This is a genomic window from Burkholderia singularis (genome assembly GCF_900176645.1).
GTDB lineage: Bacteria > Pseudomonadota > Gammaproteobacteria > Burkholderiales > Burkholderiaceae > Burkholderia > Burkholderia singularis.
In genome coordinates this window covers 42,616-65,083 of record NZ_FXAN01000039.1, presented here as the reverse complement: position 1 = coordinate 65,083, position 22,468 = coordinate 42,616, and the positions used below count along the sequence as shown (strand labels likewise).

The window sequence follows — 22,468 nt, the reverse complement described above, 5'->3', positions numbered from 1 at the left end:
CCCGGGATGAAGCAGGAGAATCGAATCATGGCGTCGACGCACATTCGGCCATCGGTTGACGATGCAATGCAGATCAGGCAGACGCGCCGCGCGCGACGCGCGGCCGTCTCGCATCAGGTGAGCGCGGGGCCGCAGACGTCGCAGGTCGCGCGAGGCGCCGGCCTGGGCACGGCCGACGCGACCATTGCGACGCTGACCAACGACAAGCTGAGGCTCGACGTCGCGCCGCATCTGGGCGGCGGCATCACGCGCTTCGACTGGCGCGACGACGGCGTGCTCACGCCAATCTTTCGCCGCTGCGAAGCGCCTGGGCCGCGCACCGATCCGAACGAGCTTGCCTGCTATCCGTTGCTGCCTTACTCGAACCGGATAGGCGCAGGGCGCTTCCGGTGCGACGGGCGGCTCGTGCGCGTGCCGCGTAATCGTGACACCGAACCGCTGCCGATTCACGGCGACGGCTGGCTCGCGCGCTGGCAGCTCGATGACGCGACACCGCGGCAATTGCGGCTGTCGCTCGATCTCAGCGACGGCGAACCGTATGCGCTGCGCGCAACGCAAATCTATGCGCTCGACGGCGCGACGCTGACGATCGCGCTCACGGTCGAGAATGCCGGGCCGATGCGCCTGCCGTTCGGGCTCGGCTTGCATCCGTTCATCGTCCGCGACGCGGCCACCGAGATTGCGGCCGCCGCGAGCGGGCTGTGGCTGTCGACGCCGGATTGGCTGCCGTCGCGGCATATCGGCGCGCCGGCCGCGTGGCGTTTCGGCATTGCGTATCCGCTGCCGGACACGCTCGTCAATCACGCATTTACCGGCTGGGGCGGCGGCGCGACGATCGCCTGGCCGTTACGCCGCCTCGCGCTGACGGTGGCGGCCGACGCCGATTGCTATGTGCTTTACACGCCGCCCGGTCAGGCGTTCTTCTGTTTCGAACCCGTCGATCATCCGATCGATGCGGTGAATCTGCCGGGCGGCGGCGCCGCGCACGGGATGACGTTGCTTGCGCCTGGCGAGCGGCTCACGCGCCGCTTTCGCTTTACCGTCGCGCGCACCGATGCGCGCGCCGCGCCCGTTGCGCGCGAGGCGGCCGCGCGGGCATTCGGCTGACGCGCATCGGCGGTGTGCGGCATGCGCCGCTCGCCGCCGGGCGGCCCGACTCGGATGGCGCGAGGCTTGGGCGAGCCGGCTGGGCTGGCGGGCAGCGGCGCGGCGGGCGGCAGGCGCGGGCGGCAGGCGTGGGCAGGATCGGGCCGCATCGAACCGTGGCGAATTGCGGCGACCGCGAAGCGCGGCCGTACCGGATTTTGATGAACCGGGCAGCGTGCGTCATGCCGCCCATCGCCCATCGCCCATCGAGCGATCGCGGCGCACTGCACGCGTTGCATTGCCGCCGTCGGCCGCATGCGCTCCGATCCACACCACGACCGGCAAACGGTATCCGGGAACGGCGCGGGTAAAATACGCGGATTTAATCGCCCCGTCGCGAGTGAGCGCCATGTCTTCCACGTCTACCTTTATCGATTCGTTGCGCGCCGCCTGGCAGCGCACGAATTCGCTGCTGTGCGTCGGTCTCGATCCGGAGCCGACGAAGTTTCCCGCGCAGTTCGCGAACCAGCCCGATGCGATCTTCGATTTTTGCCGCGAGATCGTCGATGCGACTGCGCCGTTCGCGAGCGCGTTCAAGCCACAGATCGCATATTTTGCCGCGCACCGCGCGGAAGATCAGCTCGAGCGGTTGATCGCGCACATCCATCTTCAGCATCCGGGACTGCCGGTGATACTCGACGCGAAGCGCGGCGATATCGGCAGCACCGCCGAGCAGTACGCGCGCGAGGCATTCGAGCGCTATCGCGCGGACGCCGTGACGGTCAATCCGTACATGGGCTTCGATTCGATCGAGCCGTACCTGACCTACGACGACAAGGGCGTGATCGTGCTGTGCCGCACGTCGAATCCGGGCGGCTCGGATCTGCAGTTCCTCGACACGGGCGGGCGGCCGCTGTATCAGGTCGTCGCGTCGCTGGCGGCGGACAAATGGAATAAGCGGACGGGGCAGCTCGGGCTCGTCGTCGGCGCGACGTTTCCGAAGGAGATCGAGATCGTGCGAGGGCTCGTCGGCGACATGCCGCTGCTGATTCCCGGCATCGGCGCGCAGGGCGGCGACGTGGCGGCGACCGTCTCGGCGGGCCGCACCGCCGACGGCGCCGGGATGATGATCAATTCGTCGCGCGCGATCCTGTACGCGAGCCGCGAAGACGATTTCGCCGACGCGGCCGCGCATGCGGCGCGCGCGACGCGCGACGCGATCAACGCCCAGCGCTGAGCGCGTTCGACAGCGGCCTTGGAGGCGGCGGTGCGTGCGCCTCCAAGGCCCGGTGGCGAGAACGGCCCGCCGAGGAATGAAGGCTGCGTGTGGCTGGGACGAATCGGCCGCGCGCGTCGCGCAAGCGCGGTTTGCCCGGCGGTGAGTCCGCGCGGCGGCCTGTGGCTCGCGAGCCGCTACCGGTTCGTGATCGCGCTTGGGGTATTCCAGCCAAGCAATACGTTCGAAGCCACGAACCGCGAACCACGAACCACGAACCGCAACTCGCTCAGCGCTCCTGCTCGTCGATCAGCTTGATCAGGCCGCGCAGCGCGTGCGCGGCCGCTTGCGTGCGAATCTGCTCACGATCGCCGGCGAACACGCACGTTTGAACCGACGTGTGCAGCCGGTTGCTCCAGCCGAACGATACCGTGCCGACGGGTTTCAACTCGGAGCCGCCTCCGGGCCCCGCGATGCCGGTGACGGACAATGCCACCTGCGCGCGGCTGTTGCGCAGTGCCCCTTCGACCATCGCGCGCGCGACGGGCTCGCTCACCGCACCGTGCTTGTCGATCAGATCGGCGGGCACGCCGATCATCTCGACCTTCGCAAGGTTCGAATACGTGACGAAGCCGCGCTCGAACCAACCGCTGCTGCCGGCGATATCGGTGATCGCGGCCGCGATCATCCCGCCCGTGCAGGATTCGGCGGTGGCGAGCGTCAAATGGGCATCGCGCAGCTTGTCGCCGGCGCTGATCGCGAGTTGATGGACGGCGGAATCGGTTGGCATGGCAAGAAATCCGGGCGAGCCGCGGGGAACTGAGCCGCGCGCGGCATTACGGGAAAAACGAGCGCCACAGCGCGATCACGAGCAGCGTCATCACCGCGGCGATCAGGTCGTCGAACATGATGCCGAAGCCGCCTTTCAGATTGCGGTCGAAGTAGCGGATCGGCGGCGGCTTGACCATATCGAAGAAGCGGAACACGACGAACGCCCAAAGCTGCTCGACGAACGTGGCCGGCGTGACGAACAGCATCACGAGCCAGATCGCGACGATTTCGTCCCAGACGGCGGGGCCGGGATCGGCGATGCCCATTTTCTTCGCGGTGAAGCCCGTGAGCCAGATGCCGGCGAAGAAGCCGGCGACGATCAGCGCCCACCATTCGGGCACGGTCAGATAGCGGTTCAACGCGACGAACGACAGCCAGCCGAACAGCGTGCCGAACGTGCCCGGCATGAACGGCGCGAGGCCGCTGCCGAAGCCGAGCGACACGATATGAACCGGGTGCGAGAACATGAAACGCACGGTAGCGCGGCGGCGCGCGGTTTTCTGCGCGTCTTGCGGCGCGGGCGCGCTAGCCGGGCGGGCGGACTCGCCGGCGTTATCGGCCGGGCGGGGCGTCGGGTCAATTTGCATCGAAATGATCGAAACCGTGCAACGTGAGCGGAAGCGCCGCGCCCGATGCGTCACGCCATGTGATGGCGGGCGCGTGCGCCGGCGCGGACAATGCGCGTATTGTACCGATCCGCGTGACGCGGACGCCGGCGCGCGCGCCGGCTGCCTCGATCGCGGTGCGCGCGCTGCGCGCGGCGGTGAAGCACAGCTCGTAGTCGTCACCGCCTTCGAGCATGCAGCGCCGCCGCACGTCGGCGGGCAGCGTCGCGAGCGCGGCCGAGTGCGGCACCGCATCGACGTCGATATCGGCATGCACGTTCGAGCGCCGCAGGATGTGCGCGAGATCGCCCGCGAGCCCATCGGATACGTCCAACGCCGCGTGCGCGATGCCCGCGAGCGCAACGCCGAGCGCGACGCGCGGCTCGGGACGCTCGAGTGCCGCGCGGAACACGGCGGCCTCGCGCGCGCCGGCCTGCCATTCGCCGCGGATCACGCCAAGGCCGGCGCGCGCGTCGCCGAGCACGCCTGACACCCAGACGTCGTCGCCGTCGCGCGCGGCGTCCCGGCGCAGCGCGTCGCCGGCCGCGACGTCGCCGAACACGGTCACGCACAGGTTGAGCGGCCCGCTCGTCGTGTCGCCGCCGACGAGTTCGCAACCGTGGCGCTCGGCGAGCGCGAAGAGGCCATTGGAGAATGCGTCGAGCCAGTCCGCATCGGCGCGCGGCAGCGCGCAGGCGAGCGTGAATGCGCGCGGCGTCGCGCCCATCGCGGCCAGGTCGGACAAATTGACGGCGAGCGTTTTGTGCCCGAGCGCGTCCGGCGCGACATCGGCGAAGAAATGCCGCCCTTCGACCAGCATATCCGTCGAAATTGCCAGCATCTTGCCGGGTTGCGGCGCGAGCAGCGCGCAATCGTCACCGATGCCGAGTGCCGCGCGCGTGCGCGGCCGTTGCGCGCGGCGCGCGAAGAAGCGATCGATCAGCGAGAATTCCGACAGAGAAGAGGTGGGCACGGGGGCGTTCAAGTGTTGCGATGACGCACATTGTAGGATGGTTCGGGCCGGCATCCGCCGCGATCGCAGCGGATTCGTCGCATTTCGGTCGTGACTGTCGAACCTTAATCGTCAAATTCGCGCGCGGGATTGGCGATACAATTGTGCCGAACAGATATTCTAATCCGCTGATCCCGCTAAGACTCATGTCCACCACGTCCTCCTCGCCCAAAGCCAAGCTTCGCGAAGCCGCCCTCGACTACCACGAATTTCCCACGCCCGGCAAAGTGGCGATCGCGCCGACCAAGCAGATGATCAACCAGCGCGATCTCGCGCTTGCTTACTCGCCAGGCGTCGCGTTCGCGTGTGAGGAGATCGTCGAGAATCCGCTGAACGCCGCGCGCTTCACCGCGCGCAGCAATCTCGTCGGCGTCGTGACGAACGGCACCGCGGTACTCGGCCTCGGCAACATCGGCCCGCTCGCGTCGAAGCCGGTGATGGAGGGCAAGGCCGTCCTGTTCAAGAAATTCGCGGGTATCGACGTATTCGACATCGAACTCAACGAGTCCGACCCGCACAAGCTCGTCGACGTGATCGCCGCGCTCGAGCCCACCTTCGGCGGGATCAACCTCGAGGACATCAAGGCGCCGGATTGCTTCATCGTCGAGCGCGAATGCCGCAAGCGGATGAAGATTCCGGTATTCCACGACGATCAGCACGGCACCGCGATCGTCGTCGCGGCGGCGGTCACGAACGGACTGAAGGTCGTCGGCAAGCACATCAAGAACGTGAAACTGGTCGCGTCGGGCGCGGGCGCCGCCGCGCTCGCGTGTCTGGATTTGCTCGTCGATCTGGGTTTGCCGCTGGAGAACATCACCGTCACCGATCTCGCCGGCGTCGTTTATAAGGGACGCACGGAGCTGATGGACCCGGACAAGGAGCGTTTCGCCCGCGAAACCGACGCGCGCACGCTGACGGACGTGATCGGCGGCGCGGACATCTTCCTCGGGCTGTCGGCGGGCGGCGTGCTGAAGCCCGAGATGGTCAAGGGGATGGCCGAACGGCCGCTGATTCTCGCGCTCGCGAACCCGACGCCCGAAATCCTGCCGGAAGTCGCGCTCGAAGTGCGTCCGGACGCGGTGCTCGCGACGGGGCGCACCGATTATCCGAACCAGGTCAACAACGTGCTGTGCTTCCCGTTCATCTTTCGCGGCGCGCTCGACGTCGGCGCGACGACGATCACGCGCGAGATGGAGATCGCCGCGGTCAACGCGATCGCCGCGCTCGCGCAGCACGAGCAGAGCGATATTGTCGCGACTGCCTACGGTATCCAGGACCTGTCGTTCGGGCCTGAATACCTGATCCCGAAGCCGTTCGATCCGCGCCTCATCGTGACGATCGCGCCCGCGGTCGCGCAGGCGGCGATGGACGGCGGCGTTGCGACGCGTCCGATCGAGGACATGGACGCATACAAGGTTCATTTGCAGCAGTTCGTCTATCACAGCGGCACGACGATGAAGCCCGTGTTCCAGCTCGCGCGCAGCGCGCCCGCAGAGAGAAAGCGGGTGGTGTTCGCGGAGGGCGAGGAAGAGCGCGTGCTGCGCGCGGTGCAGATCGTCGTCGACGAAAATCTCGCGAAGCCGGTTTTGATTGGCCGTCCGGCCGTGATCGAGCACCGGATTCAGCGCTACGGGCTGCGCCTCACGCCGGGCGTCGATTTCACGGTCGTCAACACCGAGCACGACGAGCGTTATCGGGACTTCTGGCAGACCTATTACAAGATGATGGCGCGCAAGGGCATCAGCGAGCAGCTGGCGCGCGTCGAGATGCGCCGCCGCACGACGCTGATCGGCTCGATGCTGGTGAACAAGGGCGAAGCCGACGGAATGATCTGCGGAACGATCAGCACGACGCACCGCCATTTGCACTTCATCGACCAGGTGATCGGCAAGCGCGACGGCTGCAGCGTCTACGGCGCGATGAACGCGCTCGTGCTGCCCGGCCGGCAGATTTTCCTCGTCGATACGCACGTCAACGTCGATCCGACCCCGGAGCAATTGGCTGAAATCACCATCATGGCGGCCGAAGAGGTGCGGCGCTTCGGCATCGAGCCGAAGGTGGCGTTGCTGTCGCACTCGAATTTCGGCACGAGCAATGCGCCTTCTGCGCAGAAGATGCGCGATACGCTGGCGATCTTGCAAGAACGTGCGCCCGATCTGCATGTCGATGGCGAGATGCACGGCGACGTCGCGCTCGATGCGGCGCTGCGCAAGGAAATCCTGCCCGAGTCGACGCTCGAGGGGGAAGCGAACCTGCTGGTGATGCCGAATATCGATGCGGCGAACATCGCGTACAACCTGCTGAAAACCGCGGCGGGCAACAATATCGCGATCGGACCGATCTTGCTGGGCGCGGCGAAGCCGGTGCATGTGCTGACCGAGTCAGCTACCGTGCGGCGCATCGTCAACATGACGGCATTGCTGGTGGCGGACGTGAATGCGGCGCGTTGACGCCTATTGGCGGCAATTGGGTGTTTTTGTGCGCGAATAGGCGCGGATAAAAAAACGGCGCGCCTGTCGCAGGCGCGCCGTCGGGCATGGCAGCAGAGAGAAGCCTTCCCTAATAGACAACGCCCCCCTTGGGCCGCAAGGGACGGCGAGGAGGCAGAACCCGCCGCAGTGGACGTCGCTGCGCTAATATTACCCTATGCGAGAGATTTTTATCTTAATTGAGATAAAAATTTTGTCGTCAGCTGCTGTTTTCGCCTTTCAATTTCCTGACTGGCATTGATTCCGGTTGGCATTAGCGCTACGCTTACGCCTTTCTTGGTCGTCAACTTATTGATTTAACAGCGGGAACCTTCGTTTATGGCACGCAAGTGGCTCCGCAACGGCGCGCTCGCGTCCGTCTTCGCGATCGCCGCGATAGGCAATGTCGGCGTCATGCCGGGCAGTCTGGTTTCCGCCGCATACGCACGGGAAGCCGCTCCCCTCAACGGGGCGGCAGCGCAGGTCGATACGATCCCCGCGTCCCAGTTGCCGCGTGAAGCAACGGCCACGCTGAGTCTGATCGCCGCGGGCGGCCCCTATCCGTATGAGAAAGACGGCGTGGTGTTCGGCAATTACGAACGCGCGCTGCCGAAGATGCGGCGTGGCTATTACCACGAATACACGGTGCCAACGCCGAGGGCGCGCAATCGTGGCGCGCGCCGCATCGTTTGCGGCGGCCCGTTGCGGCGTGTCGACAATTGTTATTACACCGACGACCACTACAACAGTTTCAAACGTATCGTTGATTGACTTCGGGATGAGCGGCATGAGCGACAACATCTACGCGCGCGATATGTCGGCTGCGGCGGATCTGTTCGCGGCTGGCGACGGCAACCTGTTTCAGCGTGTCATGCAACTGCGCATGGCGGCGCACGCGGGCCATGCGCCTGACGGCGCGGCCAGCCCCGGGCTTTCATCCATCGAGGAGCCTATGAGCCTTTTTGCGACCGTGCGACCGAATCTCGTGCAGTCGATCCGCGCATTCCGTGTGCAGGATCTTGCTGACGAAGCGAATCAGCTCGGCCAGCATTTCCTGTATGCGTATTGCGGAAATGCCCAATCGAAGCAGGAAGTGCTGGAGACGATCGCAACCTCGTTCTTGTTTCCCAAGCATTTCGGCAAGAACTATGACGCGCTGTATGACTGTCTGACGGATCTCGTCCACAAGGCCGGCTCACAGCCGGGGTTCGTGATCGTGCTCGAAGCGCTACCGATCGCGCACAAATTCGACAAGGAAGGGCGAGAAACGCTACTCGACGTGTTTCGCGAAGCGGCGGAGTTCTGGGCGGAGCGCCGGGTCGCGTTCCGCGTGTTCTACTCGTTCGCGTAATTCCGCACCGCACGATCCGCCGGAAAACCCGCCTTTGCGCGGGTTTTTTGCGTGTGCGGCGATACCGGCACGCGGGCGGCGCATGTGCGAGTTTTCCTGCATTTTTCCGCGTTTTCCCCGCAACGGTTCTTCATCGTATGCCGTTTTTCGGGGAGATGAGGCTCGGTTCGCATGGCACTTTGCTTTTTGCCGCGGAGACGATTCGATTCGCCGACGAAAGGCCGTTTTTCGATGCTCTTCGTCCATTTTGTGCGCCGCGCGGTCGGGCGGCGCACGCTTTGGTGTACTCGATCCGCCGCAGCACGCACCGGCAGGCTTGGTGCGGCGGCATACGCCGCGCCACGCTTGCGGCAGCAAACGGTCAACGTCTATTCGACGTCTTCGTCAACGATGGCGCAGCGAAAATCGCGCACCTCAACGAAATAGCGCGTTCGCCGGCAGTCGTGCCCGCCGCGAGGTGCTGTCCAAAGCCGTCCGACGCGGCGGCAGCCGGCGGCCGTGCGTCACCAGCCGCCCCAGCGCGCGGCGAGCGCGGCCAGTACTGCCGCGCCAGCCGTCTCGGTGCGCAACACGCGTGGACCGAGCGACAGTGCGGCGAAGCCTCGCGCGCGCGCAGCCTGTTCCTCGTCGGGCGACAGCCCGCCTTCCGGGCCGATCAGCAACGTGACTTCGCCCGCGGGCGGCGTGTCGGGCAGCGATGCAAACGGCACGCTCGCGCGCGGCGACAGCAGCAAGCGCCGCTCGCCATCGGCCGGCGCGGCAGGCAGTGCATTAAGCCACACATCGAAGCCGCATACCGGCGCGACGTCGGGCACGCGATTGCGGCCGCACTGTTCGCACGACGCGCGCACGACGCCGCGCCAGTGCGACACGCGCTTGTCCGCACGCTCGCCCGAGAGTTTGACGACCCCGCGCGCGGTCGTCAGCGGCACGATCGCCGCGACGCCCAGCTCGACCGCCTTTTCGATCGCCCAATCCATCTTGTCACCGCCGGCGATGCCCTGCGCGAGCGTGACACGGTAAGGCGGCTCCGCGTCCGCGGCTTCGAACGCGCCGATCCGCGCGAGCGCGCCGCGCTTGTCGATCTCCACGAGCTGCGCGCGATACTGGCCGCCCGTGCCGTCGAACAACACCAGCGCGTCGCCTGGCTGCAGCCGGAGCACCAGGGCGTGGCGCGCGACCTCGGCGGGCAGCGGCAGCGTGGCATCGGTGCGCAACACCGCATCGACGAAGAAGCGGGGCACCGCCGCGGTCGTGGCGCCGCCGCCGCTCATGCGCCGATCCGCCGCGCGAGCGACCAGCGATAGCCGTCGAGATCCTCGATCTGCGCGAAGCGGTCGCCCCAGAATTGATCCTGCGGCTCGCTCAGCGATTTCGCGCCGGCGTCGAGCGCCCGGCGATAGGTCTCGTCGACATCATCGACATACAGATAGAACGACTGCGGCGCGGTCGCCCCCGCGCTTCTCGGCGTGCGGGCCGTCGAGCCGAACGCGCCTTGAGGCGCGAACATCACGATCAACTGGCCGTGATACGACATCTCGACATGCATGATCGCACCGTCTTCGTCGACCAATTCGCGCTGTTTGAAGCCGAATGCGGCGCTAAAGAACTGGATCGACGCCCGGGCGTCGCGCACCGTCAGATAAGGGGTCAGCCATGGCACGTCAGCCGGCCGTGGGTCGGTCATACAAAGTCTCCTGCGGGAAAATGCGTGCGGTTGGCCGACGTTCGGCCCCGCACGCAGGTTCAGCGATGCATGCCGAGTGTATCGCGCAGCGAACGCGGCAGTGTAAAAAGCGCCGGATGTAATTTCGCGTCGTAGAAGCGCAGGCCGTCGATGCGCCGCTGCGCAAGCCGTTCGTCGATATCGTGCGAAAACAGCGACGCCGCGTCGAGCGCGTCGCTGGCGATCGCCATCAGCCACGGCGAGCCGTACAGCGGCACGTGCGCGCAAAGCGGCGTCACCACCGCGAAGCTCGCGCGCAAGCCCGCGAGCAGCGCAGCGATGCGCGGCGGGTGAAAAAGCGGCGAGCCCAGGTGCAGCGATACGGCGCCGCGCGGCGTCAAGATGCGCTTCAGGCGCGTATAGAACTCGGCGGTGTAGAGGCCGGCGGCGGGCGAATCGGGCGGCGTCAGGTCGAACACGGCGAGATCGAAATGCTCGCACGCGTGATCGACGTAATGCGCGGCGTCGCCGATCACGAGTTCGACGCGCGGATCGTCGAGCGCGCCTTGATGGACGTCGGCGAGATAGCGGCGCGCCATGTCGACGACGGCCGGGTCGAGTTCGGCGACGACGATCCGCTCGATGCACCGGTGCTTGAGCAACTGGCGCGCCGCGCCGCCGTCGCCGCCGCCGAGCACGAGCGCCTTTCGGGGCGACGGATGCGCGAGCGCGGCCGGATGCGTCATGCACTCGTGATAGACGAATTCGTCGCCCACCGAGGTCATCGGCTGTCCGTCGAGCGTAAAAAGCAGACCCAGCTGCGCCGTTTCCCAAACCTCGATCGTTTGATACCCGGACGCGACGCGTGCGACACGGCGGGCGTTCGGAAAGCCGTATACGGTATCGGGGGTCGGATGGAAGAGAAGGGCGGTGCTCAAGGTGGCGGGCGGCGAAGCGGGGGATGGTCAGAATTATAGAAGGCCGGCGCGCGGACCGGAATCGCAGCCCGCATCGGCTTGACGGAAACCGCGCCAGGCGGCTCGTTGCGGCCGAGCTTGCGGCAGGTCATCTGTTAGAATGACAGGCTCCATAGCGGCGGAGCTGTTTGCAGGGCTGCCCGCTTTGCAGCCTTGTCCGTTTGCTCGTCCGCCCCGCGTCCTGTCGGCGCCGTACTGCGCGCCGGGAACGGTCGGCCAGCGAGTTGCCGGATGCCGCGCGCCACAGGTTTTCTCGACTCGTTTTCCGGACTCGACATGACGACTTCGTCTCCCGCCTCTCCCACTTTGATGGCCAACGCGATCCGTGCGCTCGCGATGGACGCCGTTCAGCAAGCGAATTCCGGCCACCCCGGCATGCCGATGGGCATGGCCGAAATCGGCGTCGCGCTGTGGGCCCGCCATCTGAAGCATAATCCGGCGAATCCGCACTGGGCCGACCGTGACCGCTTCGTGCTGTCGAACGGCCATGGCTCGATGCTGCTGTATTCGCTGCTGCATCTGACGGGCTACGATCTGCCGATCGACGAGCTGAAGCAATTCCGGCAACTGCATTCGAAGACGCCGGGCCATCCCGAATACGGGATCACGCCGGGCGTCGAGACGACGACGGGCCCGCTCGGCCAGGGCCTCGCGAATTCGGTTGGGATGGCGCTCGCCGAGGCGCTGCTCGCGGACGAATTCAACAAGCCCGACGCGAAGATCGTCGACCATCATACTTACGTGTTCGTCGGCGACGGCTGCCTGATGGAAGGCATCTCGCACGAGGCGTGCTCGCTGGCGGGTACGCTGAAGCTGAACAAGCTGATCGCGCTGTACGACGACAACGGCATCTCGATCGACGGCGACGTCGTCAACTGGTTCCACGACGACACGCCGAAGCGTTTCGAAGCATACGGCTGGAACGTGATCCGCAACGTGAACGGTCACGACGTCGACGCGGTGGACGCGGCGATCGCGCAGGCGAAGCAATCCGACAAGCCCACCCTCATCTGTTGCCGGACGACGATCGGCAAGGGCGCGGCGACAAAGGCGGGCGGCCACGACGTGCACGGCGCGCCGCTCGGCGCCGAAGAAATCGCGAAGACGCGCGAGGCGCTCGGCTGGACATGGCCGCCATTCGTGATTCCGCAGGAAGTCTATGCGGCATGGGATGCGAAGGAAGCCGGCAAGCGCCGCGAAGGCGACTGGAACGCGACGTTCGCGCAATATCGCGCGAAATACCCGCAGGAAGCGGCCGAATTCGAGCGCCGCACCGCCGGCAAGCTGCCTGCCGACTGGGCGCAGAAGGCGGCGGCCATCATCGCCGGCGCGAACGAGCGCGCCGAGACGGTCGCCACGCGCAAGGCGTCGCAGCAGGCGATCGAAGGTCTCGCGGCCGTGCTGCCGGAATTGCTCGGCGGCTCGGCCGATCTGACGGGCTCGAATTTGACCAACTGGAAGGCGTCCAAGCCGGTGCGCGCGAATCAGGACGGCCCGGGCATCCAGTGGGGCAACCACATCAATTACGGCGTGCGCGAGTTCGGCATGAGCGCGGCGCTCAACGGCCTTGCGCTGCACGGCGGCTACAAGCCGTTCGGCGGCACCTTCCTGACGTTTTCCGACTACAGCCGCAACGCGCTGCGCGTCGCGTCGCTGATGAAGGTGCCGTCGATCTTCGTGTTCACGCACGATTCGATCGGCCTGGGCGAAGACGGCCCGACGCACCAGTCGATCGAGCAGGTCGCGAGCCTGCGGCTGATCCCGAACCACGACGTCTGGCGTCCGGCCGATACGGTCGAAACGGCTGTCGCGTGGACCCATGCGATCGCGGCGGATCGTCCGTCGAGCCTGATCTTCAGCCGCCAGAACCTCGCGTTCAATGCGCGCAGCGACGCGCAGATCGCGAACATCGACAAGGGCGGCTACGTGCTGCGCGACTGGAATGAAGAGATCGTCGCGCGCAAGATCATCCTGATCGCGACGGGCTCCGAGGTCGAGCTTGCGATGAAGGCAGTCGAGCCGCTCGCGCAGCAGGGGATCGCGGCGCGCGTGGTATCGATGCCGGCGACGACCGTGTTCGACCGGCAGGACGCCGAGTACCGCGAGCGCGTGCTGCCGCAGGGCGTGCGCCGCGTCGCGATCGAAGCGGGGGTGACGAGCTTCTGGCGCAAGTACGTCGGCCTCGAAGGCGGCGTCGTCGGGATCGACACGTTCGGTGAATCGGCGCCGGCCGGCGTGCTGTTCAAGCACTTCGGCTTCACCGTCGAGCACGTCGTCGAGACCGTGAAGGCCGTTCTCGCCTAAATGCGACGCGTGACGCGCGCTGCACCGCGCGTCACGCCGTGAAGCTGCACGAAACGAATTTTTTCAGCCATCAGGAGATAGACATGACGATTCGCGTTGCCATCAACGGATACGGCCGCATCGGCCGCAACACGCTGCGCGCGTTCTATGAAAACGGCAAGAAGCACGACCTCGAGATCGTCGCGATCAACGATCTGGGCGATGCGAAGACCAACGCGCACCTCACGCAATACGACACCGCGCACGGCCGCTTCCCGGGAGAAGTGTCGGTCGACGGCGATTATCTCGTCGTCAACGGCGACAAGATCCGCGTGCTCGCGAACCGCAACCCGGCCGAATTGCCGTGGGGCGAGCTGGGCGTCGACGTCGTGCTGGAGTGCACGGGCTTCTTCACGACGAAGGAAAAGGCGAGCGCGCACCTGAAGGGCGGTGCGAAGAAGGTGATCATCTCGGCGCCGGGCGGCAAGGACGTCGACGCGACGATCGTCTACGGCGTGAACCACAACGTGCTGAAGGCCGAGCATACGGTGATCTCGAACGCATCGTGCACGACGAACTGCCTCGCGCCGCTCGTCAAGCCGCTGAACGACAAGATCGGCGTCGAAACCGGCCTGATGACGACGATCCACGCCTATACGAACGACCAGGTGCTGACCGACGTGTATCACGAAGATCTGCGTCGTGCGCGCTCGGCGACGCACAGCCAGATTCCGACGAAGACGGGCGCGGCCGCCGCTGTCGGCCTCGTATTGCCGGAATTGAACGGCAAGCTCGACGGCTATGCGATCCGCGTGCCGACCATCAACGTGTCGATCGTCGATCTGTCGTTCATCGCGAAGCGCGATACGACGGTCGACGAAGTCAACGCGATCATGAAGGAAGCGTCGGAAGGCGCGCTGAAGGGCATTCTCGGCTACAACGCCGCGCCGCTCGTGTCGATCGACTTCAACCACAACCCGGCTTCGTCGACGTTCGACGCGACGCTGACCAAGGTGTCGGGCCGTCTCGTCAAGGTGTCGAGCTGGTACGACAACGAGTGGGGCTTCTCGAACCGGATGCTTGATACGGCGGTCGCGCTCGCGAACGCGAAGTAAGCAGCCGGGCTTGCCGCGCCGCTGGAGTTGGCAAGGCGGCGGCGCGCGCAAGCGGCAATGATCGGGCACGCGCCGGCGGATATCGCCGGCGCGTTTTTTTTATACGCGCCGCCCGAGGAGCCGCGTGCATCGCATCCCGTTACCCTTTCGGCGTCGGGAAGAACACGCCGGCCCGTTGCGCGGCATTCGCGATATGCGCTTCGATTGCCGCGCCGGCCGCGGCGGAATCTTTCGCGATCAGCGCATCGAGAATCGCGCGATGCTCGTGATAGGTCGACAGCACGAACTCGCGCCGATAGAACGGCATCCGCTGGCTTTCTTTCATGATGTCCGCGCTGCCGCGCAGGATCGATTCGATCGCCGCGTTGCCGGCAAGACTGACGATGCGCATATGAAAGTCGAAATCGAGTTGCGCCGCGTCGTCAAGCTCGTCATTCGCGAGCGCTTCGTGCAGCGCGGCAACGTTCGTCTCGAACCATTCGAGATCCGCGTCGATGACCGCGAGCGCGGCCATGCGCGCCGCGAAACCTTCGAGCGCGTAACGCATCTGGTACGTATCGGGCAGTGACGACTGCTCGGCAAAGCGCCATGCATGCGCGGCGTTTGCCTGCGCGCGCTCGACATACACGCCTTTGCCGGGGCGGATGCGCAGCAGGCCGAGCGCTTCGAGTGTCGACAACGCTTCGCGCAACGACGCGCGGCTGATCTCCAGTTCTTCGGATAACTGACGTTGCGCAGGCAGCAGACTGCCGACGGGATAGAACCCGGTCTCGATCCGCTCGCGGATCGTGGCGATGGCGGCGTCGGTAACGGTGTGCGGAACGTTCTTCATCGATTTCGTCGGATGTGGCGGCGATTATGCGGTCTGACCAGTATTGTAAACCGTCGTTCAGACCATGCGCCGCAGCATCGGAAAAGCGATGATCCGGCGCTTTTCCGATGTGCGGCTGCCCGCCGGCGCGGTGTGGAAAATCACGGGGAAATCCCTATTTTTGTGTGCTTGACGCGACTATATCGGCTTCCTACTATCATCGATAACAGCACTGGTCGGACCAGTATGAACAGATGAATCGGCATCGGTCCGCCACTTATCCGCAACTGCCGTGATGGGAGAGCGCCGTGTCGAAGTTCCTTAATTCGCTGTTTGGCCGGGTGGTCGTCGCGCTGTTGATCGGCGTCGCGCTCGGTGCGTTGTTCCCGCATTTCGCGCAGTCGCTGCGGCCGTTCGGCGACGGATTTCTCAAGCTCATCAAGATGGTGATCGGGCCGATCGTGTTTTGCGTCGTCGTGCACGGCATCGCGAACGCGGGCGATTTGAGGAAAGTCGGCCGCGTCGGGCTGAAAGCGGTCGTCTATTTCGAAGTGATGACGACGCTCGCGCTCGCGATCGGCCTGGTGCTCGCGTTCGTGACGAAGCCGGGCGCGGGGATGAACATCGATCTGCACTCGCTCGATCCCGCGTCGCTCGCCGATTATGCGAAGAACGCGCAGAGCCTGAAGGACACGGCGGGCTACCTGTTGAAGATCATCCCCGACACCGCGTTCGATGCGTTCGCCAAGGGCGACATCCTGCAAATCCTGGTGTTTTCGGTGCTGTTCGGCTCGGCGCTCTCGCTGCTCGGCGATAAGGCCAGGCATGTGAACGTGCTGATCGACGAGTTCGCGCACGTATGCTTTCGCGTGATGGGTTTCATCATCAAGCTCGCGCCGCTCGGCGTGCTCGGCGCAATCGCGTTCACGACCGGCAAGTACGGCGTCGCGTCGCTCAAGCAGCTCGGCTTGCTCGTGATCGTGTTCTACGCGAGTTGCGTGGCGTTCGTCGCGATCGTGCTCGGCGCGGTGATGCGGCTCGCGGGCTTCTCGGTATTCAAGCTGATCCGCTATCTGCGCGAGGAACTGCTGATCGTGCTCGGCACCGCGTCGTCCGACGCGGTGCTGCCGCAGGTGATGCGCAAGCTCGAATGGCTGGGCGTCAAGGATTCGACGGTCGGCCTCGTGATCCCGACCGGCTATTCGTTCAACCTCGACGGCTTCTCGATTTACCTGACGCTCGCCGTGCTGTTCATCGCGCAGGCGACCAACACGCCGCTGTCGACGCATGACCTGATCGTCGTGCTGCTCGTGTCGCTGCTCACGTCGAAGGGCGCGCACGGCATTCCCGGCTCGGCGATCGTGATTCTCGCCGCGACGCTGTCGGCGATTCCGGCGCTGCCGGTGCTCGGCCTCGTGCTGATTTTGCCGGTCGACTGGTTTGTCGGTATCGCGCGGGCGTTGACGAATCTGCTCGGCAACTGCGTTGCAACGATCGTCGTCGCGGTATGGGAGCACGATATCGACAAGGCGCGCGCCACGCGCGTGCTGAATGACGAACTGCGCTATGTGCCATCGGGCGACGACCAGCCGGATGGCGCGATCGCGCAGGGCAACGCGCCCGCGCTCTGACGCCGCGCTGCCCGACATGGCGGCGGCGCGCCTCGTGGTTTGCGCGCCGCCGCTTCGCTTGAATGGACAAACCGCCGAACAAAGACAGGAGACGACATGGCCGCCCCGATTCTCGATCCGAACGCGCCCGCTTTCACGCGCCGCTACATGAATCTCGCCGATCCGCGCCTGGGCGCGAAGGCGCTTTTCGCGAGCGACGAATTTTTCGCACCGAAGGAGCGAATGCTCGATCCCGAGCCGGCCGTGTTCATCCCCGGCAAATACGACGATCACGGTAAATGGATGGACGGCTGGGAGACGCGCCGCAAGCGCACGACGGGCCACGATTTCTGTGTAATCAAGCTTGCGCGGCCGGGCGTCGTGTACGGCGTCGATCTCGATACGAGCCACTTCACCGGCAATTTCCCGCCGGCCGCGTCGATCGAGGCGTGCGTGTCGGACGGCGAAACGCCGTCCGATCATGCCGACTGGCACACGCTCGTGCCCGCGACGACGTTGCAGGGCAATCAGCATCACTACGTCGCGGTGAGCGATCCGCGGCCGTACACGCACCTGCGCGTGAATCTGTATCCGGACGGCGGGCTCGCGCGGCTGCGCGTGTATGGTCAGCCGCAGCGCGACTGGACGCGCGCGGTGCGCGGCGAGCTGTTGGATCTTGCGGCAATCGAGAACGGCGCGTATCTGGTTGCGGCGAACAACGAGCATTTCGGGCCGGCATCGCGGATGCTGATGCCGGGGCGCGGCGCGAACATGGGCGACGGCTGGGAAACCCGCCGCCGCCGCGAGCCCGGCAACGACTGGGCGATCGTCGCACTGGCGCGCCCGGGCGTGATTCGCCGGGTCGAAATCGATACGGCGCACTTCAAGGGCAATTTCCCGGACCGCTGTTCGCTGCAGGCGGCGAGCGTCGTGGGCGGCACGGACGCGTCGCTCGTCACGCAGGCAATGTTCTGGCCGGCGCTGCTCGACGAGCAGCCGCTCAAGATGGACAGCATTCACACGTTCGACACGCAGCTCGCGGCGCTCGGCTCCGTCACGCACGTGCGGCTCAACATTCATCCGGACGGTGGCGTATCGCGGCTGCGCATCTGGGGGGAACTGGCATGACACAGGCGCGCATGGACAAAGTGCATACGTTGCGTGTCGAGCCGCTCACGCGCGACGCGTTCGCGCCGTTCGGCGACGTGATCCAACTCGACGGCGCGCGCCGTTTCCTGATCAACGGCGGCACGACCGAGCGCTTTCACGATCTCGCGTCGGTCGACGTCGGCGACGCGCAGGGGCGGCCGCTCATCAGCATGTTCCGCGCCCAGCCGCGCACATGGCCGATCGAGATCGACATGATGGAGCGTCATCCGCTCGGCAGCCAGGCGTTCATTCCGCTCGCGGCCGTTGCCCGCTACCTGCTCGTCGTCGCGCCGGCAGGCGAGTTCGACCCGGCACGGATGCGCGCGTTTGTCGCGCAGCACGGCCAGGGCGTCAATTACGCGAAAGGCGTCTGGCACCATCCGCTGCTCGCGCTCGACGCCGTAAGCGATTTCATCGTGGTCGACCGTGGCGGCGAACAGCCGAATTGCGACGAAATTTCGCTTGGCGCCCGGTGGCGATTGGTCGATGACGGAGAACGGATGCGTGTCGTCGCGTAGCGCTTGCTTGCCGTCACGTGCCGGGCGTTGACGGGTGCATCAGCCGGAGCGAATCCGGCGTAAGACGCACGGCGCGCGTTCTCGGGTGGCGCGGGCCGCCTGTCCGGCGGCGGCCGCTGCGCGTGCCCATCCGGCCCCAGGACCGGCAGCGGTGGCCGTCGAAAGGCTGCGGCCCTTAAGTTGCGCAGCGGGCCGGCAGGCGTGAGACGCCGGGAAGCGGCTGCGCCGAGCGGGGGCGGGAGCGCGAAAATTGAACGGGCGCACGGCACATGCGGCTGCGTTCACGCGCGGCGGCTGGCCGGGTCCGAGCCGAAATTCGCACGGCATCCAACCGGCATGGCACGGCGTGCGGATAATCCGCAAAAAAGCGGCCTGATCCATCGGCGGCAGAATCCGCCGATACGCAAACTCCCGCGGGGCAGGTCGCATCCAATCGAACAAAGGCCCGGTCGGGCTTGCGTCCGCCGGGCCTATACGATCTGCTTGCGCGGAAAACACGCGCAGCGCGGCCGGTGCCGCGTCAGTGCTTGCCTTCGTGCTTGCGGTGCGGGCAGTTTTCCGTTTTGCACGAACCGTACATCGCGAGCGAATGCTCTTGCAGCTTGAAGCCGCGCTCCTTCGCGATCATCTGCTGGCGGCTTTCGATCTCGGCGTCGAAGAATTCCTCGACGCGGCCGCAGTCGAGGCAAACCAGGTGATCGTGGTGCGAGCCTTCGTTCAATTCGAACACGGCCTTGCCGGATTCGAAGTTGCTGCGCGACAGCAGGCCCGCTTGCTCGAACTGGGTGAGCACGCGGTAGACGGTCGCAAGGCCGATGTCGAGTTCCTCATGCAGCAGGTTGCGATAGACGTCTTCGGCCGTCAGATGGCGTACCGGGCTCTGCTGGAAAATTTCGAGAATTTTGAGGCGCGGTAGGGTGGCCTTGAGCCCGATATTCTTGAGATCGGTCGGATTGGTCATGGCTAGGCGTCCCTAGAGTACAATGCTGGGCTTCAATAGTACCGGCTTTTTGCCATTCAGGTCACCTTCGACATCTATTCGCGCGCGGCCTGCGCCATGGCCGGCACGGTGAGGGAAATGATTCCAAGATCTCTTTTGCAACTTCAGAGGAGCCGCATGCGAAGCGCTGTCATCGCTGCTGTCGCCGTCGCCGGATTGGCTGCCTGCTCGTCTTATGACAGCTTGACGCAACGGGTCGCGCAAAGCATCACACCGTATCGGATTACCGTCGTCCAGGGTAATTTCGTGTCGCAGGAAATGGCGTCGCAACTGCAGGCCGGCATGTCGCGCGACCAGGTGCGCGCGTTGCTCGGCACGCCGCTGCTGACCGACGTGTTCCACGCGGATCGCTGGGACTATTTGTTCTATTTCAAGCGCGGCTCGACCTCGGTCGTCCAGCAGCGCGACCTCGTGCTGAATTTCTCGAACGATCGGCTCGTGAGCTGGACCGGCGCGGATAATCTGCCGTCCGAACTCGATCTGCTTGCCGATATCGACGGCGACAGGCGGGGCAAGAAGGCGAAAAAGGCGGCGCAGGCCGCCGCCAGCTCGGCCGAGGCCGCGTCGCAGGCCGCTGCTGCCACCGCGTCGTCGGCAGCCGTGCCGGCTGCGGACGCCGCGCCGGCGCATGCCGATGCGGGCACGCCGGCCGTGCAGCCGGCGCCGGACAGTGGCGCGAACGAACAGGCCGCGCGCGCGGCAAACCGGGCGACCGCGCAGGTGTCCGGCCAGGGCGGCGCGTCCGTGCGGTTCCGTCCGTCCGCACAGTCGGCGCCGAGCGCGCCGACGCCTGGCGGCCAGCCGCCCGGCGCGAGCCCGGCGATCCAGCCGCAGTTCCAGTTCCATCGTCCGCCGCAGCGGCCCGCGCCGGGCGCGGGCGAGGCCGTCGGTCCGCAGGAAACGGGCAACTGAGCCGGCCCTTTCAGTCAAACCGGGCGGCATGCGCCGCTCGCTCTTTATTCGTAGCAGGTAGTGCATGTCGTCCATGAAGATTGCGATTGCAGGCGCATCGGGCCGGATGGGCCGGATGCTGATCGAAGCGGTGCTCGACGCGCCCGACGCCACGCTCGTCGGCGCACTCGATCGCGTGGGCTCCGAGCAGCTTGGCCAGGATGCGGGCGCGTTTCTCGGCAGGCAAACCGGGGTGACGCTCACCGACGATATCGAGCGCGTTTTCGCCGACGCCGATTATCTGATCGACTTCACCCGCCCGGAAGGCACGCTCGCGCATGTCGAGGCGGCGCTGCGCCACCGCGTGAAGCTCGTGATCGGCACCACGGGTTTCAGCGAACCGCAGAAGGCGCAGCTTCGCGCGGCGGGCGAGCGGATCGCCGTGATGTTTTCGGCGAACATGAGCGTCGGCGTGAACGTCACGCTGAAGCTGCTCGAGTTCGCGGCGAAGCACTTCTCGCACGGCTACGACATCGAGATTGTCGAGGCGCATCATCGGCACAAGGTCGATGCGCCGTCCGGCACCGCGCTGATGATGGGCGAGGCGGTGGCGGGCGCGCTCGGGCGCTCGCTGGCCGATTGCGCGGTGTACGGCCGCCACGGCGTGACGGGCGAGCGCGATCCGTCGACGATCGGCTTCTCGGCGATTCGCGGCGGCGATATCGTCGGTGACCACACGGTGCTGTTCGCCGGCACCGGCGAGCGCATCGAGATCACGCACAAATCGGCGAGCCGGGTCTCGTATGCGCAGGGCGCGCTGCGCGCCGCGCGCTTCCTCGCCGGTCATGACGCCGGCTTCTTCGATATGCAGGACGTGCTCGGCCTGCGCTGAGCGCCTGCCGTTCCATCCGTCCGTAGCCGAACGCATCGATGGCGATCTCCACCCCGACCGGCATCCTGCATTACCTCGAAAGCGGCGACGCCGTCACGCACGCGGTTGCTTACGTGCTGCTCGCGATGTCGGTTACAAGCTGGTGTTTTCTGCTCGTGAAGGCGTGGCTGCTGGTGCGCGCGAAACGCCAGGCGCCCGCCGCGCTCGCCGCATTCTGGCGGGCGGCGACGCTCGATGAGGGGGTGGCCGCGCTGCGCGCGGCCGACAAGGAGCGCGTGTTCGCGCCGCTTGCACAGGCCGCGCGCGATGCCGATGCCATCCCGGAAGCCGGGCCGCGCACGCTGGCCGCCCGCGTCGAGCGCGGCGAGCGGGTATTGCGCTCGTTGCGTGCCGCGTTGCGCACGTCGCAGCGGCGGCTCGAATTCGGCCAGGTGCTGCTCGCGTCGATCGGCAGCACGGCGCCGTTCGTCGGCCTGCTCGGCACGGTCTGGGGGATCTATCACGCGCTCGGCAGTATTGCGGCGAGCGGGCAGGCGCAGATCGAGAACGTGGCCGGCCCGGTGGGCGAGGCGCTCATCATGACGGCGTTCGGCCTGGTCGTCGCGATTCCGGCCGTGCTCGCGTACAACATTCTCGGCCGGCTCGTGCGGCAACTCGTCGAGGAACTGGACGGCTTCGCGCGCGATCTGCATGTGTTCGTTTGCGGTGAGTCGGCCGGGCAGCCGGTTGCGCAACGGGCTTCGTAGCCGCTGTTTCGCGGTCTGCCGCTGTCTTTTTCGCGGCCTCTTTTGCAGCCGGTTTCGTAACAGGCTTTTGCGGCCGGATGCGGCGGATTTCGCCGCCTGCGTTCGATTGTGCCGATAGGCGCGCGGGGCGGCTGCGGCAACGGGGCGCGTGGCGACGGCGTCGGTCGCCACGATTCGCCGCGCGGCATCGCGCAACAGGTATTCAACGCATTTCACGCATCCGATCCGGCAACGGAGGGCA

Annotated in this window: 21 protein-coding genes; 13 read left to right on the top strand and 8 right to left on the bottom strand. The window is 66.0% G+C overall.

From position 1 onward, the window contains the following. Nucleotides 1-27 precede the first annotated feature (27 nt). Both BSIN_RS06300 and pyrF read left to right on the top strand, forming a co-directional pair. Complete coding sequence (locus BSIN_RS06300) at nucleotides 28-1,107, top strand: aldose 1-epimerase (RefSeq protein ID WP_089339848.1); 1,080 nt, start codon at nucleotides 28-30, stop codon at nucleotides 1,105-1,107. Between the two features lie 388 nt (nucleotides 1,108-1,495). After that, nucleotides 1,496-2,323 carry an orotidine-5'-phosphate decarboxylase gene (pyrF, locus tag BSIN_RS06290; RefSeq protein WP_089339846.1) on the top strand — a complete coding sequence of 276 codons (828 nt, stop codon included), beginning with the start codon at nucleotides 1,496-1,498 and terminating at the stop codon, nucleotides 2,321-2,323. 268 nt (nucleotides 2,324-2,591) lie between these two features. Here pyrF and BSIN_RS06285 read toward each other — a convergent pair whose 3' ends face one another. Genes BSIN_RS06285 through thiL form a run of 3 tightly spaced genes read right to left on the bottom strand, consistent with a single transcriptional unit; the run spans nucleotide 2,592 to nucleotide 4,711 of the window. Further along, complete coding sequence (locus tag BSIN_RS06285; RefSeq protein ID WP_059515876.1) at nucleotides 2,592-3,092, bottom strand: CinA family protein; 501 nt, start codon at nucleotides 3,090-3,092, stop codon at nucleotides 2,592-2,594. 46 nt (nucleotides 3,093-3,138) lie between these two features. Continuing rightward, complete coding sequence (locus BSIN_RS06280; RefSeq protein WP_173678638.1) at nucleotides 3,139-3,720, bottom strand: phosphatidylglycerophosphatase A family protein; 582 nt, start codon at nucleotides 3,718-3,720, stop codon at nucleotides 3,139-3,141. Further along, nucleotides 3,710-4,711 carry a thiamine-phosphate kinase gene (gene thiL, locus BSIN_RS06275; protein ID WP_256583635.1) on the bottom strand — a complete coding sequence of 334 codons (1,002 nt, stop codon included), beginning with the start codon at nucleotides 4,709-4,711 and terminating at the stop codon, nucleotides 3,710-3,712. Before thiL ends, BSIN_RS06280 begins: the two co-directional genes overlap by 11 nt. A 185-nt stretch (nucleotides 4,712-4,896) precedes the next feature. Between thiL and BSIN_RS06270 the strand changes: the two genes are divergently transcribed. The 3 genes from BSIN_RS06270 to BSIN_RS06260 all read left to right on the top strand — a co-directional run bounded on the left by BSIN_RS06270 (nucleotide 4,897) and on the right by BSIN_RS06260 (nucleotide 8,569). Further along, entirely contained in the window at nucleotides 4,897-7,200 is a 2,304-nt protein-coding gene (locus BSIN_RS06270; RefSeq protein WP_059515882.1) for an NADP-dependent malic enzyme, read from the top strand. A 357-nt stretch (nucleotides 7,201-7,557) separates the two neighbouring features. Then, complete coding sequence (locus BSIN_RS06265; protein ID WP_069233778.1) at nucleotides 7,558-7,989, top strand: ribonuclease; 432 nt, start codon at nucleotides 7,558-7,560, stop codon at nucleotides 7,987-7,989. Nucleotides 7,990-8,005: 16 nt separating this feature from the next. Continuing rightward, nucleotides 8,006-8,569 (top strand): barstar family protein, encoded by a 564-nt coding sequence (locus tag BSIN_RS06260; RefSeq protein ID WP_059516114.1) that lies wholly within the window; start codon nucleotides 8,006-8,008, stop codon nucleotides 8,567-8,569. A gap of 503 nt (nucleotides 8,570-9,072) precedes the next feature. Here the strand turns inward: BSIN_RS06260 and BSIN_RS06250 are convergent. Genes BSIN_RS06250 through speE form a run of 3 tightly spaced genes read right to left on the bottom strand, consistent with a single transcriptional unit; the run spans nucleotide 9,073 to nucleotide 11,173 of the window. Further along, nucleotides 9,073-9,843 carry a 16S rRNA (uracil(1498)-N(3))-methyltransferase gene (locus BSIN_RS06250; RefSeq protein WP_059515889.1) on the bottom strand — a complete coding sequence of 257 codons (771 nt, stop codon included), beginning with the start codon at nucleotides 9,841-9,843 and terminating at the stop codon, nucleotides 9,073-9,075. Beyond that, entirely contained in the window at nucleotides 9,840-10,256 is a 417-nt protein-coding gene (locus tag BSIN_RS06245) for a VOC family protein (protein WP_059515891.1), read from the bottom strand. The genes BSIN_RS06250 and BSIN_RS06245 overlap by 4 nt, the downstream gene beginning before the upstream one ends. Before the next feature lie 59 nt (nucleotides 10,257-10,315). After that, entirely contained in the window at nucleotides 10,316-11,173 is an 858-nt protein-coding gene (speE, locus tag BSIN_RS06240) for a polyamine aminopropyltransferase (protein WP_059515893.1), read from the bottom strand. 270 nt (nucleotides 11,174-11,443) lie between these two features. Between speE and tkt the strand changes: the two genes are divergently transcribed. Both tkt and gap read left to right on the top strand, forming a co-directional pair. After that, nucleotides 11,444-13,516, top strand: a complete 2,073-nt coding sequence (gene tkt / locus BSIN_RS06235) for a transketolase (RefSeq protein WP_369828147.1) — start codon at nucleotides 11,444-11,446, stop codon at nucleotides 13,514-13,516. 83 nt (nucleotides 13,517-13,599) lie between these two features. Then, complete coding sequence (gap, locus tag BSIN_RS06230) at nucleotides 13,600-14,610, top strand: type I glyceraldehyde-3-phosphate dehydrogenase (RefSeq protein WP_059515897.1); 1,011 nt, start codon at nucleotides 13,600-13,602, stop codon at nucleotides 14,608-14,610. Nucleotides 14,611-14,749: 139 nt separating this feature from the next. Here gap and BSIN_RS06225 read toward each other — a convergent pair whose 3' ends face one another. Beyond that, the gene (locus tag BSIN_RS06225) at nucleotides 14,750-15,442 is read right to left on the bottom strand and encodes a FadR/GntR family transcriptional regulator (protein ID WP_069233784.1); all 693 of its coding nucleotides are present in this window, start codon (nucleotides 15,440-15,442) and stop codon (nucleotides 14,750-14,752) included. A 287-nt stretch (nucleotides 15,443-15,729) separates the two neighbouring features. Between BSIN_RS06225 and BSIN_RS06215 the strand changes: the two genes are divergently transcribed. From BSIN_RS06215 to BSIN_RS06205, 3 genes are all read left to right on the top strand, one after another. Next, entirely contained in the window at nucleotides 15,730-17,052 is a 1,323-nt protein-coding gene (locus BSIN_RS06215) for a C4-dicarboxylate transporter DctA (RefSeq protein WP_059515902.1), read from the top strand. 96 nt (nucleotides 17,053-17,148) lie between these two features. Next, nucleotides 17,149-18,159, top strand: coding sequence for an allantoicase (gene alc, locus BSIN_RS06210; protein ID WP_089339842.1), 1,011 nt, complete (start codon nucleotides 17,149-17,151; stop codon nucleotides 18,157-18,159). Between the two features lie 11 nt (nucleotides 18,160-18,170). Then, nucleotides 18,171-18,698 carry an ureidoglycolate lyase gene (locus BSIN_RS06205; RefSeq protein ID WP_089339841.1) on the top strand — a complete coding sequence of 176 codons (528 nt, stop codon included), beginning with the start codon at nucleotides 18,171-18,173 and terminating at the stop codon, nucleotides 18,696-18,698. Between the two features lie 520 nt (nucleotides 18,699-19,218). On the opposite strand, the gene fur is transcribed toward BSIN_RS06205, so the two are convergent. Continuing rightward, complete coding sequence (gene fur, locus BSIN_RS06200) at nucleotides 19,219-19,659, bottom strand: ferric iron uptake transcriptional regulator (RefSeq protein ID WP_059569055.1); 441 nt, start codon at nucleotides 19,657-19,659, stop codon at nucleotides 19,219-19,221. 156 nt (nucleotides 19,660-19,815) lie between these two features. Between fur and BSIN_RS06195 the strand changes: the two genes are divergently transcribed. From BSIN_RS06195 to BSIN_RS06185, 3 genes are all read left to right on the top strand, one after another. Then, on the top strand, nucleotides 19,816-20,610 hold the full coding sequence (locus BSIN_RS06195) for an outer membrane protein assembly factor BamE (RefSeq protein ID WP_173678637.1): 795 nt from the start codon (nucleotides 19,816-19,818) through the stop codon (nucleotides 20,608-20,610). Between the two features lie 73 nt (nucleotides 20,611-20,683). After that, entirely contained in the window at nucleotides 20,684-21,481 is a 798-nt protein-coding gene (gene dapB, locus BSIN_RS06190; protein ID WP_059516118.1) for a 4-hydroxy-tetrahydrodipicolinate reductase, read from the top strand. A gap of 44 nt (nucleotides 21,482-21,525) precedes the next feature. Beyond that, a complete protein-coding gene (locus BSIN_RS06185) occupies nucleotides 21,526-22,227 on the top strand; it encodes a MotA/TolQ/ExbB proton channel family protein (protein WP_059516120.1) in 702 nt (233 codons plus the stop codon). The last annotated feature ends 241 nt before the right edge of the window (nucleotides 22,228-22,468 follow it).

Coding starts and splice junctions, on each gene's coding strand:
- BSIN_RS06285 (WP_059515876.1), bottom strand. CDS start 3,092: ATGCCAACCGATTCCGCCGTCCATCAACTCGCGATCAGCGCCGGCGAC.
- BSIN_RS06225 (WP_069233784.1), bottom strand. CDS start 15,442: ATGAAGAACGTTCCGCACACCGTTACCGACGCCGCCATCGCCACGATC.
- BSIN_RS06205 (WP_089339841.1), top strand. CDS start 18,171: ATGGACAAAGTGCATACGTTGCGTGTCGAGCCGCTCACGCGCGACGCG.
- BSIN_RS06270 (WP_059515882.1), top strand. CDS start 4,897: ATGTCCACCACGTCCTCCTCGCCCAAAGCCAAGCTTCGCGAAGCCGCC.
- alc (WP_089339842.1), top strand. CDS start 17,149: ATGGCCGCCCCGATTCTCGATCCGAACGCGCCCGCTTTCACGCGCCGC.
- pyrF (WP_089339846.1), top strand. CDS start 1,496: ATGTCTTCCACGTCTACCTTTATCGATTCGTTGCGCGCCGCCTGGCAG.
- gap (WP_059515897.1), top strand. CDS start 13,600: ATGACGATTCGCGTTGCCATCAACGGATACGGCCGCATCGGCCGCAAC.
- BSIN_RS06265 (WP_069233778.1), top strand. CDS start 7,558: ATGGCACGCAAGTGGCTCCGCAACGGCGCGCTCGCGTCCGTCTTCGCG.
- dapB (WP_059516118.1), top strand. CDS start 20,684: ATGAAGATTGCGATTGCAGGCGCATCGGGCCGGATGGGCCGGATGCTG.
- BSIN_RS06280 (WP_173678638.1), bottom strand. CDS start 3,720: ATGCAAATTGACCCGACGCCCCGCCCGGCCGATAACGCCGGCGAGTCC.
- BSIN_RS06195 (WP_173678637.1), top strand. CDS start 19,816: ATGCGAAGCGCTGTCATCGCTGCTGTCGCCGTCGCCGGATTGGCTGCC.
- tkt (WP_369828147.1), top strand. CDS start 11,444: ATGCCGCGCGCCACAGGTTTTCTCGACTCGTTTTCCGGACTCGACATG.
- BSIN_RS06250 (WP_059515889.1), bottom strand. CDS start 9,843: ATGAGCGGCGGCGGCGCCACGACCGCGGCGGTGCCCCGCTTCTTCGTC.
- BSIN_RS06300 (WP_089339848.1), top strand. CDS start 28: ATGGCGTCGACGCACATTCGGCCATCGGTTGACGATGCAATGCAGATC.
- BSIN_RS06245 (WP_059515891.1), bottom strand. CDS start 10,256: ATGACCGACCCACGGCCGGCTGACGTGCCATGGCTGACCCCTTATCTG.
- fur (WP_059569055.1), bottom strand. CDS start 19,659: ATGACCAATCCGACCGATCTCAAGAATATCGGGCTCAAGGCCACCCTA.
- BSIN_RS06260 (WP_059516114.1), top strand. CDS start 8,006: ATGAGCGACAACATCTACGCGCGCGATATGTCGGCTGCGGCGGATCTG.